The following is a 15,609-nucleotide window of genomic DNA, read 5'->3' as shown; positions in this document are numbered from 1 at the left end:
CGCTCCGCACCGACCCATCCGCTCCCCCGCGCACCCAGAAGGACTCCTCATGCCCACGCTCCCCCTGCCCTCCGAGCTCGAGCTCGTGCAGCCCACTCCGCCCGAGCTCTCCCCGGCCGACGCCGAGCGCATCGCCCGCGACGCGTTCGGCCTGCCCGCCGCCGCCCGCGCCCTCGGCAGCCATCAGGACCGCAATTTCCTCCTCGAGCGCGGCGAGGAGCCCCCCGTGCTGCTGAAGATCGCGAACCCCGGCACGACGAGCGCCGAGCTCGAGGCGCAGTCGGCCGCGGCGGCCCGGATCGCCGAGCGCGCGCCCGGCCTGCGCACCCCGCGGAGCCTCGCGGGTCCCGGGTCCAGCGGCGACGGCGACGGCGACGGCGCGACCGTTCGCGAGATCGAGGAGGGCGGGCAGCGCCTCGGCGCGCGCGTGCTCGAGTTCCTCGACGGCGGCACCCTCTCGGGCAGCGGCCACCTCTCCCCCGCGGTCGTGCGCGGCATCGGCGAGCTGGCGGCCCGCGTCGATCTCGCCCTGGCGGACTTCGACGCCCCCGGCGTCGAGCGGCCGCACCAGTGGGACCTCCGCCGGGCGCCCGCCGTGCTCGACGCGCTGCTGCCCTACGTCGGCGACGCCGCGCTCCGCGATCGGATCTCCGCCGCCGCGCGCGAGGCCTGGGCCGTCGTCGAGCGACTCGCCCCCGAGCTGCCGGTGCAGGCCGTGCACGGCGACCTCACCGACGACAACGTGGTCTGGAGCGACCCGCTCACCCGACAGCCCGACGGCGTCATCGACCTCGGCGACCTGAACCGCGGCTGGACCGTCGGCGAGCTCGCGATCACGCTGTCCTCGCTGCTGCACCACGACGGCGTCGACCGCCGCGCCGCCCTCCGCGCGGCCACCGCGTACCACGCACTGCGACCGCTCTCCCGCGCCGAGGCCGAGGCGCTCTGGCCGCTCGTCGTGCTGCGCGCCGCCGTGCTCGTCGCGAGCGGGCACCACGTCGTCGCGACCGACCCGGGCAACGCCTACGCCGTCGAGAACCTCGGCCACGAGCTCGCGATCCTCGGCGCGGCCACCGCCGTGCCGCTCGCCGTGCAGACGGCGCTCGTACTCGCGGCGACCGGGCACGAACCCGAGACGCTCGCGCTGCCCGCGCACGGGCCCCTGCTCGGCGGCGTCCGCCCCGAGGAGCTCGCCCACGTCGAGCTCGGCGCGACGAGCCCCGCACTGCACGGCGGTCGCTGGCTGGAGCCGGATGCCGAGACCGCCGCCGCCCGTGCGGCGCTCGCCGACGGAGCCGCCGTCGCCGCGACGCGCTTCGGCGAGGCGCGGCTCACCCGCTCGACCCCCTTCGCGCAGGAGGCCCCGGCGAACGTGGCCCTCGGCGTGGAGCTCGCCCTCGCCCGGCCGGTCGAGCTGCTCGCGCCCTGGCCCGGGCTCGTGACCGCCGGGGAGGACGGGCTCGAGCTGCGCGGCGACGGGCTCGTGCTGCGGCTCGACGGCGCCGAGGCATCCGCCGCCGTCGCGACCTCCGACCCGCAGCAGGGTGCCCACGTCGCCCGGGGCGCGGCGATCGGCCGCGCCGGGACGCAGCTCGCCGTGCGCGTGCACCGTGACGGCGGCGCGACCCCGCCGTGGTTCGCGCCGGTCGCGGACGCCGCCGGCTGGCTCGCGCTCGTCGCCGACCCGAGCCCGCTCGTGACGGGTTCGGAGCGCGCGAGCGCCTCGGCGGGCGACGCGGCCCTGCCGGGCGGGGCCCGTGCCGCCCGCGAGCTCATCGCCCGCCGCGAGGCCGTGTTCGCCGAGGTGCAGGAGTACTACTTCGAAGAGCCGCCGGCGATCGTGCGCGGCTGGCGCGAGCTGCTCGTCGACGCCGACGGCCGCGTCTACCTCGACGCCCTGAACAACGTCACCTCGATCGGGCACGCGCACCCGCGGCTCGTCGAAGCGGTGACCGAGCAGTGGCAGCTGCTGAACACGAACTCGCGGTTCAATTTCCCTGCCGTCGTGGAGTACGCGGAGCGGCTCGCCTCGCTCGTGCCCGAGCCGCTCGACACCGTCTTCCTCGTGAACAGCGGTTCGGAGGCGGTCGATCTCGCGCTCCGCCTCGCCCGCGCGGCGACCGGGCGGCGCGACATCCTCGCCGTGCGCGAGGCGTATCACGGCTGGACCGACCTCTCCGACGCGGTCTCCACCTCCGTCGCCGACAACCCGGGCGCGCTCGCGAGCCGTCCGGGCTGGGTGCACACGGTCGACGCGCCGAACCCGTTCCGCGGTCGGCACCGCGGCACCGAAGCGTCCCGCTACGCCGGTGAGGCCGTCGCCGAGATCGAACGCCTCGCCGCCGCCGGCGCCCCGGTCGGCGCGTTCATCGCCGAGACCTACTACGGCAATGCCGGCGGCATCGCGCTGCCCGACGGCTACCTCGCCGCGGTGTACGAGGCCGTGCGACGGCACGGCGGCGTCGCCGTGGCCGACGAGGTGCAGGTCGGCTACGGCCGGCTCGGCGAGTGGTTCTGGGGGTTCGAGCAGCAGGGCGTGGTGCCCGACGTGGTCGCCGTCGCGAAGGCGATCGGCAACGGGCATCCGCTCGGCGCGGTGATCACGACGAAGGAGATCGCGGCCGCGTACCGCAGCCAGGGGTACTTCTTCTCCTCAGCGGGCGGCAGTCCAGTCTCGAGCGTCGTCGGCTCGACCGTGCTCGACGTGATCCGCGAGGAGGGGCTGCAGGAGAATGCCCGCGAGGTCGGCGGATACTTCCGGGAGCGGCTCGCGGAGCTCGGCGAGCGCCACCCGCTCGTCGGCGCGGTGCACGGCTCGGGCTTCTACCTCGGCCTCGAGTTCGTGCGCGACCGCGAGACGCTGGAGCCCGCGACCGAGGAGACGGCGGCGATCTGCGAGCGCCTGCTCGAGCTCGGTGTGATCGTGCAGCCGACCGGCGACCACCAGAACGTGCTGAAGATCAAGCCGCCGATGTGCCTCGGCCGCGAGGGGGTCGACGCGTTCGTCGCCGCCGTCGACCGCGTGCTCACCACCGGCTGGTGACCCGCCCGCCCGCCCGAACCCCCAGAGTTGCCCGACTTTCATGAAAGTCGGGCAACCCTGGGCTGGGCTGGCTGGGCTGGGCGTCAGGCGGCGTAGGCGGTGCGCAGGGCGGCACCGAGGCCCGCGTCGACGTTCGTCCAGTACTGGAAGAAGCGCTCGCGGATCTCGTCGACCGTGATCGCGCGGGCCTGCCCGAGCAGCGTCGCCTGGAAGCGCGCCTTCGCATCGGCCGAGTACACCTCGCGGTAGAGCGTGCCCGCCTGGCCGAAGTCGTCGTCCTCGGCGTGCAACGTCGCCGCGGTGCGCACGAGCTCGCCGTCCGACTCCCACGAACCCTCGCCCGCGAGCTGCTCGTCGGCGACCGGGCCGCCGAAGGAGTTCGGCGCGTACACGGGCGTCGTCGGCGAATTGAAGCGGTGCCGCTGGGCGCCGTCCTGCGAGTAGTTGTGCACGGGCGCCGCGTGCGGCGCGTTCACCGGCAGCTGCGCGTAGTTCGTGCCGACCCGGTAGCGCTGCGCGTCGGGGTAGCTGAACACGCGCGCCATCAGCATCTTGTCGGGGCTGATCGCGATGCCCGGCACCGTGTTCGCGGGCGAGAACGCCGCCTGCTCGATCTCCGCGAAGAAGTTCTGCGGGTTGCGGTCGAGCGTGAGCGTGCCGACCGGGATGAGCGGGTAGTCGGCGTGCGGCCACACCTTCGTCAGGTCGAAGGGGTTGAAGCGGTAGGTCTTCGCGTCCTCGTACGGCATCACCTGCACCGAGAGGTCCCACTGCGGGAACTCGCCACGCGCGATCGCGTCGTGCAGGTCGCGGCGGTAGAAGTCGGCGTCGGCGCCCGCGATGGCCTCGGCCTCGGCGGCGTCGAGGTGCAGGTCGCCCTGGCGGCTCGCGAAGTGGTACTTCACCCAGAAGCGTTCGCCGGCGGCGTTGATCCACTGGTACGTGTGCGAGCCGAATCCGGGCATCTCGCGCCACGACTTCGGCAGGCCGCGGTCGCCCATGAGGTAGGTGACCTGGTGGGCCGACTCGGGCGAGAGGGTCCAGAAGTCCCACTGCATGTCGGCGTCGCGGAGGCCGGAGCCGGGCAGCCGCTTCTGCGAGTGGATGAAGTCGGGGAACTTGATGCCGTCGCGGATGAAGAACACGGGGGTGTTGTTGCCGACGATGTCGTAGTTGCCCTCGGTGGTGTAGAACTTCACCGAGAAGCCGCGCACGTCCCGCCAGGTGTCGGGCGAGCCCTGTTCGCCGGCGACCGAGGAGAACCGCATCAGCGTCTCGGTCTCGGCGCCGGGCTGGAAGAGCGCGGCCCGGGTGTACGCCGAGACGTCGTGGGTCGCCTCGAAGCGACCGAAGGCGCCGCCGCCCTTCGCGTGCACGATGCGCTCCGGGATCCGCTCGCGGTTGAACTGGGCGAGCTTCTCGACGAGGTAGCGGTCGTGCAGCGCGGTCGTGCCGTCCGGGCCGGCCGTGAGCGAGTGCGCGTCGCTCGCGACGGGCGTGCCGGTCTGGGTGGTGGTGGGGTTCGTCATGCGTTCGTCCTTCGGTTCGTGGGCGGATGGGTGACGAGCCGCGGCGGGCGCGGCAGGCGCGGCAGGGCGCGCCGAACACCGCCGGGCAGGGCCGGCGGGGGCGGTGGGACGGATGCCGGTGGCGCTACGCCGCCGGTTCCGATCTGCAGGTCTCGCAGAGGCCCCAGAAGGTGACCTCGGCGGTGTGGATGGCGAAGCCGCCCGCGTCGGTCGGCTCGAGGCAGGGCGGCTCGCCGACGACGCAGTCGACGTCGGCGACGGTGTGGCACTTCGTGCAGACGAGGTGATGGTGGTTGTCGCCCGTGCGGCTCTCGTACAGGGCGGCGGAGCCGGCGGGCTCGATGCGGCGCAGCAGACCGGCGCCGGTCAGTGCGGAGAGCACCCCGTAGACGGCCTGCAACGAGGTCGTCGGCAGCTCGCCGCGCACCCGTTCGAAGACGGTCTCGGCGTCGAGGTGGCCATGGCCGGTGAGGGCGGCGAGCACCGCCCTGCGCGGCGCGGTGACCTTGAGGCCCGCGGCCCGGAGTCGCTCCGCGCTGTCCGTCGCCATGCCGTGCACCTCCATGTCTCGACCCTAGCAAGTTGTTTTGAATGAATCAAAACAACTCGACGGATGCCTCGCCGGCTCGCCGCGGGATGCAGCGCGACCCGGCGGCGGGTGGCAGGATCGATGCTGTCCACCCCAGCTGAGGAGCCCCACCATGACCGGACTCACCGACGTCACCCTGGACGACGACGGCGACCTGACCGCCACCGCCACCCTGCCCGGCGACCGCGTCGTCGCCGTGCTCTCGGAGCCGGAGGAGGGCACCACCGCCGAGCTCGGGGCCATGCGCGCCCTCGTCGAGCGCGCCCTCGCGCCCCTCGCCGAGTCCCACCTGCTGGCCGCCGACGAGCGCGCCGCGGCGGAGCTCGCGGTGGAGGACGGCGAGGCCGTCGAGGTCGCCCTCGAGGGCGTCATCGTGCTGCCCGACGCGAAACTCGTGCTCATGTACGACGCGCCCGGTCAGGGCGTCACCGTCTTCTGCGCACTCGACGAGGAGCTCGCGGTCGCCGAGGTCGAGCTCGACGAGGACGACGAGGAGTTCGAGTACGAGTACGAGCTCGAAGGCGACGGCGCGGGCGCCGAGAGCCGCTCCTTCGCGACGATGGACGAGCTGCTCGACCACCTGAGCCGGGCCGAGGCGTCCGAGCGCGGCGCGGCCGACGCCGAGGACGGCGACCGCCCGGCGTGAGCGAGCCCGTCGCCGTCCGCGAGCTCGGTGCGGCCGAGCTCGACGAGCTCGCGCCCCGGCTGCTCGAGATCCAGCACGCCGCCTACGCGATCGAGGCGGCGCTCATCGGCGACGACCGCATCCCGCCACTGCACGAGACGGAGGCGGGGCTGCGCGCGGCCGGACTGCGCTGGCTCGTGGCGGAACGCGACGGCGAGCTCGCCGGCGCACTGGGCTTCACCGTGGACGACGAGCTGCTCGACCTCGATCGCCTCGTCGTGGCGCCGGAGCACGCGCGGCGCGGTGTGGGCCGCGCACTCGCGGGCGAGGCACTCGCCCTCGCACCCCGGGCGGTGGTGGCCACGGGTCGGGGCAACGATCCCGCCCGAGGCCTCTACGAGGGCGCCGGCTTCGTCCACGAGGGCGACCAGGAAGTGCTGCCCGGGCTGTGGATCAGCCGATTCCGGCGACCCGCCGGGACGCCCCCGCACGCCTCCACCTCAGGCTGACGAACCGAGCACCGCGAACCGAGCACCGCGAACCGAGCACCGAGAGCTGGGAGCCGACATGACCGCAGTGAGCTGGCCCGCCGGCGCGCGGGTCCTGTCGATCGGCGAGGCGCTCGTCGACGTCGTGCACGACCGCGCCGGCGGCGTCGCGGAGCATCCGGGCGGGAGCCCACTGAACGTCGCCGTCGGACTCGCCCGCCTCGGCGCGACCGTGCAGCTCGCGAGCTGCCTCGGCGACGACGCCCACGGCGCGCTCGTACGGCGGCACGCCGAGGCATCCGGCGTCGCCATCGCCCCCGGCACGTTCGGCGCGATCCCGCGCACATCAACCGCGCGGGCGACGCTCGCCGCGGACGGCGGGGCCAGTTACGAATTCGCGGTCGAGTGGCGACCGGCGCGACCGGACGTGACCGGATTCGACGTGGTGCACACGGGGTCGATCGCCGCCTACCTCGAGCCCGGTGCGGCGACGGTGCTCGACGCCGTCGGCGAGGCCTCGGCGAATGCGCTCGTCTCCTTCGACGCGAACGTGCGCCCGACCCTGATCGGCTCGCGTGCGGCCGCGGTCGCGCGCGTCGCCGAGTTCGCCGGTCTCGCCCAGCTCGTGAAGATGAGCGACGAGGATGCCGCGTGGCTCTACCCCGGCCGCACCGCCGAGCAGTCCGCCTCGGCGCTCGCGACCGAGTCCGGTGCGGTGGCGGTGATCACCCGGGGCGCGGCGGGCGGACTGCTCGCGGCGGGCTCCGAGGTGGTGACGTTCGACGCGTTCCCCGTCACGACGGTCGACACAGTCGGCGCGGGCGACTCGTTCATGGCGGGGTTCCTCTTCGCGGTCGTCGCCGGCGGGCTCGTGCCGCAGCTGCGCCGCCGTGCGGCACACGCGGGCGAACTGCACGATGCGGCGCACTTCGCGGCCGCCTGCGCGGCGATCACGGCGTCGCGCGCCGGGGCCGATCTGCCGAGCGCCGACGAGGTGTCGGCCTTCGTCGCGCGCTGATCGCCGCTTCTGCGGGGCACCTGAGTGCGCGGCCACATGAGTGCGCGGGTACAGGTATCCCCCGATTCCTGCACCCGCGCACAGCCCCCCGACTAAGATCAGCATACCGCCTTCCCGGTTTCCAGAGAACCCCGAACCCGAAATCCTTGGAGCGCCAGTGCTGTCCTTCGACCAAGCGGTCCCGCGCCGCCTCGTCCATCGGAAGTCCACGAGCGAGGTACTGCCCACCGATTTCGTCCGCTGGGGCGAGCACGAGTACGTCGCCGCCCTGCAGTGGCCGAGGCGGCACGGCTACTTCGAGCCCGAGCTCCCCGGCTCCGCCCTCGTGACCGAGACCATCCGTCAGCTGACGATCCTCGCTTGTCACGAGGGATTCGGCGTGCCGCTCGACCACCGCTTCCTGATGACGGGACTCGGCTTCGCGCTGCTCCGCCGACCGCTGCCCGCCGCGGCGGGCTCCGCGACCGAGCTGCATGCGACGGTGCGCGCGACGCGTCTCGTGCGCACCCCCGCCGGGGCGTTCCGCAGCGCCCGCTTCGAGATCTCGCTCGGCGCGTCGACGGGCGGCACCCTCGCGACGGGGCACGGTGACGCCCTCGTCGTCGGCCCGGCCGCGTACGCCCGGCTCCGGGGTGAGCGCGCGGGCTCGACGCCGCCGCTCGGACGTCGCGGGCCGCTCGTGCCGGCGGCGGCGGTCGGCCGCCGAGATGACGAGGACGTCCTCCTCGTCGACGGCGACGGCGGGCTCGAACTCGACGTCGACCGGCGGCATCCGGTCTTCTACGACCATCTCCTCGACCACGTGCCGGGCGCCGCGCTCATCGAGGCCTGCCGCCAGGCGGCCCGGCTCGAGGCGGCGGACCCGCGGCTCGAGCTCACCCGCTTCGAGGCCGACTTCCGCCGCATCGTCGAGTTCGACGCCCCGGCCGGCATCAGCGCGGTGGTTCGCGGGGAGCGGGCCGACTTCGAGATCCGCCAGGGGCGGCGCGTGGCGATGCGCGCGGAGGCTACGCTCGCTTCCGGCGCCGACGGGGCTTCACGGTGAACACCTCGTCGGCGAGCGCGAGCTTCGCGTCGAGCTGCTCCTCGGGGATGATGGCGGAGAGCAGCACCCGCCAGAGGTCGTGGATGCGATCGACCAGGTCGGTGCGACCGGTGAACGTCTCCGAGACGAGCTGCACGCCGGTGTACGAGGGGATGAGCGTGCGGGCGAACACCTCGGGCGAGATGCGCCCGTTCGTCTCGCCCGCCGCATCGGCCCGGCGGGCGAGCTCCTCGAAGGTCGCCATCCAGTCCCGGTACGGATCGATGAGCGGGGTGTCGAACGTCGAGGAGTCCGTGGTGAGGCGGATGCCGGCGCGCACGATCGGGTCGTCGGTGAGCCGCACGGCGAGGTCCATGCAGAGCCGGAGCATGTGCTCGACCGGAGAGAGCTCGAGCTGGAGGATCTCGGTCGCGGCCTCGCGGGTCACCCGATGCTGCTCCTCGATGAGGGCCCGGGCGATCTCCTCCTTGGAGTCGAAGTGGAAGTAGAGCGCACCCTTGGTGACGCCGGCGGCGGCGCCGATCTCGTTGAGCGTGGCGTTCGAGTACCCGGCGGTGCGGATCACCTCGGCCGCCCCGAGCATGATCTTCGCCCGTGTCCGTCGCGCCCGTTCCTGCTGGACCATTCCACCCCGCTTCGTTTCGGCTGCGGTCAACCCTAGCCAACCCGCCACGGATGAACAGAGGCCGACATGCCCAGCACCGCCGCCCCACCCGTTCTCGCGATCCTCGGCGCGCGCGGCTTCATCGGTTCGCGCGCGGTGGCCGCGGCGCAGCGGCGAGCGGGTTGGACCGCCCGCCCGATCCCGAGGGAGCTCGCCGACGTGCAGGATGCCTCGGCCCTCCGCGCCGCCCTGGCGGGGACGTCGGTCGTGGTGCACGCGGCGAGCTACGTCGGGAGCGACCCCGAGCTCTGCCGGCGGGTGAACGTCGAGGGCACGGCCAACGTCGCCGCCGCCGCGGCGGGCGCGCGGCTCGTGTACCTCAGCACGGCCGCCGTCTCGGGACGCGGGCCGTTCCACGATCTCGATGAAGCGGATGCCCCCGTCGCCCCGGGCTCCCCGCTCAGCGAGAGCCGCGCGGCCGCGGAACGGATCGTGCTCGCGCACGGCGGGCTCGTGGTTCGCCCGCACCTCGTCGTCGGCGCCGGCGATCGCTGGGTGGGCCGCGGCATCGCCGCGCTCACGGCGGCCGTCGGCGGCCTCGTCGACGACGGGCGCGCCGTGCACTCGGTGATCGAGGCGAGCACCCTCGGCTCGCTGCTCGTCGAGCTCGCCACCGGTCCGCGCCCTGCGCACTCGGTCGTGCACGCCGCGCATCGGGAGCCGATGCGGGTGCGGGCGCTCGTCGGCGCGCTCTGGCCGGATCGTCCGGCACCCCCGAGCGTGCCGATGCAGGAGGCGCGCACCGCGGTGGCCGATTCGCCGACCCTCGAACGGGCGCTCGCCCTGCTCGGCGTCGACCACGGCTTCGCGGTCCGACGCCTGCCGGCCGAGGCATCCGTCGCCCTCGCCCGTCCCTTCGCGCTCTCGGCCGAAGCGGTCGCCTGGTATCGGGGCGAGTGAGGCTGGCGGGATCGCCATTCTCGCTCGACAACGCGTAACCAAACCGTTACGCTTTGCGCATGGACGGTGCACGGGCGCTGGGAGACCCGGTGCGGCGAGCGATTCTCGAGCTGCTGCAGCGTTCCCCGCTGCCCGCCGGCAATATCGCCGCGCACTTCACGATCAGCCGCCCCGCCATCAGCAGGCACCTGCGGGTCCTGGTCGAGTGCGGAGCGGTCGAGGTCACGACGAGCGGCCGACAGCGCGTCTACGAGCTGCGCACGGCGCCGTTCTTGGAGCTCGCCGAGTACGTCGACCGCCTCGTCGCCCCGCCCTTCGCGCACGGACTCGACGCCCTCGCCACGGAGGTCGCGCGGACCCGCCGCGAGCGGCGCGACGCCGCTGCCGGCGCCCACGCCGGGCACACGCCGGGCTCCGGACACGAACCGGAACGACAGAGGAAGCAGAGCGCATGAGCACCCCGACCCCGACCGGACGCATCCTGGCCACCGACACCGGCCTCGACCTGGTCGTCACCCGTACGCTGCCCGGCTCCATCGACGACGCCTGGGCCAGCATCACCGCACCGGAGCGGACCGCGCGCTGGATGGGCCGCTGGGAGGGCGATGCCGCTCCCGGTAAGACCGTGCGACTGCAGCTCGGATTCGAAGCGGACGCCCCCTGGAGCGAGGTGCGGATCGTCGCCTGTGAGCGCCCCCGGCTGCTGCACCTGGTGCTCCTCACCGCCGGTGCCCCCTGGGAGGTGGAGGTCGAGCTCACACCGGCCGGCGAACGCTGCGAGCTCCGCTTCGTGCACCGGGCGATCTCAGCCGACGAAGCCGCCGGCGTCGGGCCGGGGTGGGAGTGGTACCTCGACCAACTCAGCGCCTCGATGCACGATCAGCCGCTGCCTGCCTTCGAGGAGTACTTCCCCGCTCAGCGCGAGTACTACGAGCAGCAACTGCCCTGAGCCGCCCGCGCCATACGGCAGCCGCGCCCGCAGCGCAAGCCCTTCCCCCCGGCCGGGGGACGACGCGAGCATCGGAGTGGTCATCGAGATTCGGTGGCCACGAAGGAGGACGCCATGGTCCAGCAGACACTCGACACCCCCACCGAACTGTTCCGCTTCCAGCTCCGCACCGCGCTCACGATGGAGAACGACTCGCTCGCCGCGCTCGGCGACCTCGCCGGCGCTGCGAAGAGCGCCGAGGTGAAGAAGCTCTTCCGCCACCACGCCGACGAGACCCGCGAGCAGATCGCCAACCTCGACGCGATCTTCGCAGAACTCGACTACCGCAAGTCGACCGCGCCCTCGCCGAGCACGAAGGGCATCTCCAAGCAGGCCGCCTCCCTGCTCGAGCGAGGCGCGCCCAAGCTGCGGGATCAGATCGCCGTCTCCTGCGCACTCGGCAACGAGCACTACGAGATCTCCGCCTACCAGGCGCTCATCCTCCCCGCTCAGGCGATGGGCCTGCCCGACGTCGTCCGCCTGCTCACCGCCAATCTCGACCAGGAGACGCACACGAGCGAGGAGCTCCGGAAGACGCTCGAGAAGATCGTCGGCTAGCGCCGTCGGGAGCCCGGATGACCGACATCGATTCGCTGGCCCGAGAGATCGCGGCGCACGCCGTCCGCAGCGGTCGTCGAGTCGGGGCGGCGGAGTCGCTCACGAGTGGGGCGATCTCCGTCGCGCTCGGCAAGGCGCCCGACGCCGCGTCGTGGTTCGCGGGCGCCATCGTCGCCTACCAGCCCTCGGTCAAGCACGAGCTGCTCGCGGTCGACCCCGGGCCGGTCGTCTCCGCGCACACCGCCAAGCAGATGGCCGACGGCGTGCGCAAACGGCTCGAGAGCGACTGCGGCGTTGCGGTGACGGGCGTCGGCGGCCCCGGACCCGAGGAGGGACACCCCGCGGGCACCGTGTTCATCGCCGTGGCGTCCGAGGGCGGCTTCGAGGTGCAGAAGCGGCAGTTCGACGGCGGCCCGGACGAGGTCGTCCGGGCGACGGTCCGTGAGTCGCTCGAGATCCTGCTCCGCTACCTCAGCCGAACCCCGCCGAACTGAGCACGACCGCGCGGCGGCGGGCGGGGCGTCCAGCGGGGGTGGCACGTCACACGACGATCCCGAGCGGGTGCTCGACGAGATCCGCGAGCGCGGCGAGCCACTTCGCGGCGGCCGCCCCGTCCATCACCCGATGGTCGCCCGACAGGGTGACGCTCATCATCGTGGCCACCGCCAGCGCGCCGTCCCGTGCGATCGGGCGCGCCGAAGCCCGGCCCACCGCGAGGATCGCGGATTGCGGTGGGTTGATGATCGCCGCGAACTCGTCGACGCCGTACATGCCGAGATTCGACACCGCGATCGTCCCGCCCGTGAGATCGGCGGCCGTGAGCGCACCGGCGCGTGCGCGGTCCGCAAGCTCCGCACTCGATGCGGCGAGCGCGCCGATCGACAGACGGTCCACGCCGCGCAGCACCGGCGTCACGAGTCCGCCCTCGACGGCGACCGCGACGGCGACATCGATGTCGCCGTACCGCCTGAGCCCCTCGTCGTGCCAGATCGCCGCCGCATCCGGGACCGCTCGGTGCGCCAGCGCGACCGCCTTCACGATGAAGTCGTTCACGGAGACCCGTGGTCCGCCGAGCGCGTTGATCCGCTCGCGGAGCGCGAGGAGCTCATCGACCTCGAGGTGGCGGGTCATGTAGAAGTGCGGGATCGTGGACTTGCTCTCGGCCAGTCGGCGCGCGATGGTGCGCCGCATCGCGCTCGCCGGCGTGTCCGTGACGGCGCCTCCGCCGGGGTCGCTGCTTCGTCGAGCGCCGGTCGTCGGCGCCTCGACCGCGGGCTTCGTCGGCACCGCCCGCGCCACGGCCGCTGCCGCGACCGTCGCCGCGCTCCCGGCCGGATCGTGCACGGTGAACTCGAGGTCGCGGCGGACGATCCGGCCGTCCGGCCCGCTGCCGACGACGCCGTCGAGCGAGAGCCCTCGCTCGGCAGCGAGTCGCCGCACGATCGGACTCGCGAACCGCCGGTGCCCGTCGGCGCGCGGCGCCGTGGTCGACGGGGTCGCGCGGGCGGCCGGGAGGCTGTCGGGTTCCGGCGCGTCCGCCCGCGAGGCGGGCGCTTGGAGCGGGACCCCCGCCGCGGCGAGGAGCTCGGCCAGCTCGGCCGGGTCGTCCCCCGACTCGAGCAGCGCGATGATGGGTGACCCGACGGGGACGGAGTCACCGTCGGCCACCAGACGGCGGGCGACGGTCCCCGTCGACTCGGCCGTGAACTCCACGACGGCCTTCTCCGTCTCGATCTCCGCGAGCGGGGTCCCCACGTCGACGGGGTCCCCCTCATGCACGAGCCACTGCTGGATCGCTTCTTCGGTGGCGCCGGCGAGCACCTCCGGCATCCGGATGATCGCGGCCATCAGCGCGCTCCCTTCGCTCGGTCGATCCGCTGCAGCAGCTCGACGATGTCCTCCTGCTGGGCGATCGCGGCCCGCTCGACGGGTCGCGAGATGATCGGCGAGGCCTCCTGCCCGGTGACGCGCTCGACCGGATGGTCGAGCCAGTCGAACACCCGGCGCTGCAGCTCGTCGGCGAGCCAGCCGCCGTACGAGGTGCCCCTCGCGCCCTGCTCGACGATCGCGACGGCGTTGGTCTTGCGCACGCTGCGCTCGATCGTCTCCCAGTCGAGGGAGGCGCGGTCGAGCCAACGCAGATCGATCAGCTCGGCATCCACGCCCGACTCCTCGATCGCGCGCGCCGCGACGCCCACCATCGAGAGGTAGCTCAGCACCGTGACCGCCTCGCCCGCTCTGCGCACCGCCGCTCGGCCAGGTGGGATGACGTAGTCGAGCTCGCCCTCCGGTAGGCGGCCGGCGGCGCCGTAGAGGTCGACGTGCTCGATGACGAGCACGGGGTCGTTCAGCGCGAGCGCCGCGTTCATCAACCCGACGTAGTCGGCGGCGTCGGACGGCGCGACGATCCGCCACCCCGGGCTCGTCGCGAAGATGCCCGCGGGATCCATGAGGTGCTGGGACCCGTAGCCGGTGCCCATCGCGACCTTCGTGCGCAGCACGAGCGGCACGTCGTTGCGACCTCCGAACATGTGCCGCGCCTTGCCGATCTGGTTGAACACCTGGTCGGCCGCGACCCAGAGGAAGTCCGGGTACATGAACTCCACGACGGGGCGGAACCGCCCGTCGAGCGCGAGGCCGCCGCCGATGCCGACGAAGGCGTTCTCGCTGATCGGGGTGCCGAGGATGCGGTCGCCGTACTTCCGCACGAGCCCCTTGGTCGCCCCGTTCGTCCCGCCGTTCAGGCGGTGCACGTCCTCGCCGAGGATCAGGATGCCGGGATCGAGTTCCATCCGGCGGTCCATCACGGCCGCCACCGCGTCGATGAACTTCGTGTCGCGCCATGCGCCGCGATGCTCCCGGGGGTCGGCGGCCGGCAGTCCCGCGAGTTCGGAGGCATCACCGCGGACGCCGTCGTTCACGGTCGCGGGGTCGGGCCACAGCTCCTCCCGGATCCGCCGCTTGCCCGATTCGCCCGGCACCGGCTCGAGCAGCTTCGCGGTGACCTCGGCCATCGCCGCGACCGCCTGGTGGCGGACCCGCTCGGCTTCGGCGGGACTCAGCAGCCCCAGCCGGGCCATCTCGTCGGCGACCCGCAGCAGCGGATCCCGCGCGCGCCACTCGGCTTCCTCCTCCTTGCTGCGGTAGCCGAAGGCGCTTCCGGGGTACGGCCCGTTCTGGTGGAAGAACCGGTACACCTCGGCCTCGATGACGACGGGCCCTTCCCCCGAGCGCAGACGTTCGGCTGCTTCGAGCGTGGCCAGGTGGACGGCGAGCGGGTCCATGCCGTCCACACGCCACCCGGGAATGCTGAAGCCCTGGCCGCGCACCGAGAGGCGCTCGTCGGCCGAGGACTCCCGCACGTGGGTCGACACGGCGTACAGGTTGTTCTCGATGAAGAAGCCGAGCGGCAACCGCCATACCGCGGCGAGGTTCATCGTTTCGAGCACCGAGCCGATGTTCGCTGCGCCGTCGCCGAAGTAGCTCATGGTGAGGTCGCCGTCGCCGGCTCGACGCTGGGCGAGGGCGTTGCCCGCAGCGAAGGGCACGCCCCCGCCGACGATCGCGTTCGTGCCGAGCGCGCCGGCCTCGAGGAGCTGGAGATGCAGCGAGCCGCCCCGGCCCTGCAGGTAGCCGTTCTCGAGGCCGAGGATCTCGGCGAGCGTGCGGTGGAGCACCTCGCCGATCTCGGGGGTGACGAGTTCGTCCAGGCGAAGACGGCCGCCCGAGACATGCCCGATGACCTTCGCGAGGAACTGGTGGTGGCCGCGGTGCGAACCGTTGACGCCGTCGCTCGAACGGAGCGAGACGATCGACCCGACCGCGCCGCCCTCCTGACCGATGCTCGAGTGCGCCGGGCCGTGCACGAGCGACTCGCCCGCGAGCTCGAGCACTGTTTCCTCGAAGGCGCGGATCAGGTGCAGCTGCCCGAGCATGGTGGCGAGCAGCGCCGGGTCGGCGGCCTTCCAGTCCGCGGTGGTGCTGCGGAGCTCGATCCACGGGGTCGCGGGGTCCAAGCGGGTCCGTCTCGGCATTGTCGTTCGTCCTCTCCGGCGCAGCGCTGCGCGATCGGCAGTGGGGGCTTCTGCGGGCAGATTGAATTCAATCACTCGCATTTACGCGGCAATTATGCCCTGAAACTGGCTATGCCACCACTCTATGT

15 protein-coding genes are annotated in these 15,609 nt (G+C 73.2%); 10 read left to right on the top strand and 5 right to left on the bottom strand.

Annotated features, from left to right (window positions below):
• Positions 1–49: 49 nt before the first annotated feature.
• Positions 50–3,043 (top strand): aminotransferase, encoded by a 2,994-nt coding sequence (locus M3147_RS11145; protein ID WP_251203543.1) that lies wholly within the window; start codon positions 50–52, stop codon positions 3,041–3,043.
• An 83-nt stretch (positions 3,044–3,126) separates the two neighbouring features.
• Here the strand turns inward: M3147_RS11145 and M3147_RS11140 are convergent, their stop codons facing one another.
• Complete coding sequence (locus M3147_RS11140) at positions 3,127–4,572, bottom strand: catalase (RefSeq protein ID WP_251203542.1); 1,446 nt, start codon at positions 4,570–4,572, stop codon at positions 3,127–3,129.
• A gap of 124 nt (positions 4,573–4,696) precedes the next feature.
• Positions 4,697–5,137, bottom strand: coding sequence for a Fur family transcriptional regulator (locus M3147_RS11135; RefSeq protein WP_285873765.1), 441 nt, complete (start codon positions 5,135–5,137; stop codon positions 4,697–4,699).
• A 136-nt stretch (positions 5,138–5,273) separates the two neighbouring features.
• On the opposite strand from M3147_RS11135, the gene M3147_RS11130 reads away from it, so the two are divergent.
• From M3147_RS11130 to M3147_RS11115, 4 genes are all read left to right on the top strand, one after another.
• Positions 5,274–5,807, top strand: a complete 534-nt coding sequence (locus M3147_RS11130) for a hypothetical protein (protein WP_251203541.1) — start codon at positions 5,274–5,276, stop codon at positions 5,805–5,807.
• Positions 5,804–6,295 carry a GNAT family N-acetyltransferase gene (locus tag M3147_RS11125; RefSeq protein WP_251203540.1) on the top strand — a complete coding sequence of 164 codons (492 nt, stop codon included), beginning with the start codon at positions 5,804–5,806 and terminating at the stop codon, positions 6,293–6,295. The genes M3147_RS11130 and M3147_RS11125 overlap by 4 nt, the downstream gene beginning before the upstream one ends.
• Before the next feature lie 58 nt (positions 6,296–6,353).
• On the top strand, positions 6,354–7,292 hold the full coding sequence (locus tag M3147_RS11120) for a PfkB family carbohydrate kinase (RefSeq protein ID WP_251203539.1): 939 nt from the start codon (positions 6,354–6,356) through the stop codon (positions 7,290–7,292).
• Between the two features lie 157 nt (positions 7,293–7,449).
• On the top strand, positions 7,450–8,337 hold the full coding sequence (locus M3147_RS11115; protein ID WP_251203538.1) for a ScbA/BarX family gamma-butyrolactone biosynthesis protein: 888 nt from the start codon (positions 7,450–7,452) through the stop codon (positions 8,335–8,337).
• Here M3147_RS11115 and M3147_RS11110 read toward each other — a convergent pair.
• A complete protein-coding gene (locus M3147_RS11110) occupies positions 8,300–8,962 on the bottom strand; it encodes a ScbR family autoregulator-binding transcription factor (protein ID WP_251203537.1) in 663 nt (220 codons plus the stop codon). The genes M3147_RS11115 and M3147_RS11110 overlap by 38 nt on opposite strands.
• Positions 8,963–9,028: 66 nt before the next feature.
• Between M3147_RS11110 and M3147_RS11105 the strand changes: the two genes are divergently transcribed.
• The 5 genes from M3147_RS11105 to M3147_RS11085 all read left to right on the top strand — a co-directional run bounded on the left by M3147_RS11105 (position 9,029) and on the right by M3147_RS11085 (position 11,941).
• Positions 9,029–9,901: an NAD-dependent epimerase/dehydratase family protein gene (locus M3147_RS11105; RefSeq protein WP_251203536.1), complete on the top strand. Its 873-nt coding sequence runs from the start codon at positions 9,029–9,031 to the stop codon at positions 9,899–9,901.
• A 59-nt stretch (positions 9,902–9,960) separates the two neighbouring features.
• The gene (locus M3147_RS11100; RefSeq protein WP_251203535.1) at positions 9,961–10,356 is read left to right on the top strand and encodes a metalloregulator ArsR/SmtB family transcription factor; all 396 of its coding nucleotides are present in this window, start codon (positions 9,961–9,963) and stop codon (positions 10,354–10,356) included.
• On the top strand, positions 10,353–10,850 hold the full coding sequence (locus tag M3147_RS11095) for an SRPBCC family protein (RefSeq protein WP_251203534.1): 498 nt from the start codon (positions 10,353–10,355) through the stop codon (positions 10,848–10,850). Before M3147_RS11100 ends, M3147_RS11095 begins: the two co-directional genes overlap by 4 nt.
• Positions 10,851–10,964: 114 nt before the next feature.
• Positions 10,965–11,447 (top strand): DUF892 family protein, encoded by a 483-nt coding sequence (locus tag M3147_RS11090; protein WP_251203533.1) that lies wholly within the window; start codon positions 10,965–10,967, stop codon positions 11,445–11,447.
• 17 nt (positions 11,448–11,464) lie between these two features.
• Entirely contained in the window at positions 11,465–11,941 is a 477-nt protein-coding gene (locus M3147_RS11085; RefSeq protein WP_251203532.1) for a CinA family protein, read from the top strand.
• Positions 11,942–11,987: 46 nt separating this feature from the next.
• On the opposite strand, the gene M3147_RS11080 is transcribed toward M3147_RS11085, so the two are convergent.
• Together M3147_RS11080 and M3147_RS11075 are read right to left on the bottom strand one after the other, a co-directional pair.
• The gene (locus tag M3147_RS11080; protein WP_251203531.1) at positions 11,988–13,295 is read right to left on the bottom strand and encodes a dihydrolipoamide acetyltransferase family protein; all 1,308 of its coding nucleotides are present in this window, start codon (positions 13,293–13,295) and stop codon (positions 11,988–11,990) included.
• Positions 13,295–15,481 carry an alpha-ketoacid dehydrogenase subunit alpha/beta gene (locus M3147_RS11075; protein ID WP_251203530.1) on the bottom strand — a complete coding sequence of 729 codons (2,187 nt, stop codon included), beginning with the start codon at positions 15,479–15,481 and terminating at the stop codon, positions 13,295–13,297. Before M3147_RS11075 ends, M3147_RS11080 begins: the two co-directional genes overlap by 1 nt.
• Between the last annotated feature and the right edge of the window lie 128 nt (positions 15,482–15,609).

The sequence above is a fragment of the Agromyces mediolanus genome, assembly GCF_023715325.1.
In the GTDB taxonomy this organism is placed as follows: domain Bacteria; phylum Actinomycetota; class Actinomycetes; order Actinomycetales; family Microbacteriaceae; genus Agromyces; species Agromyces mediolanus_A.
Note: the sequence above shows the minus strand (reverse complement) of the source record. Positions and strands in the feature narration are given on the sequence as shown.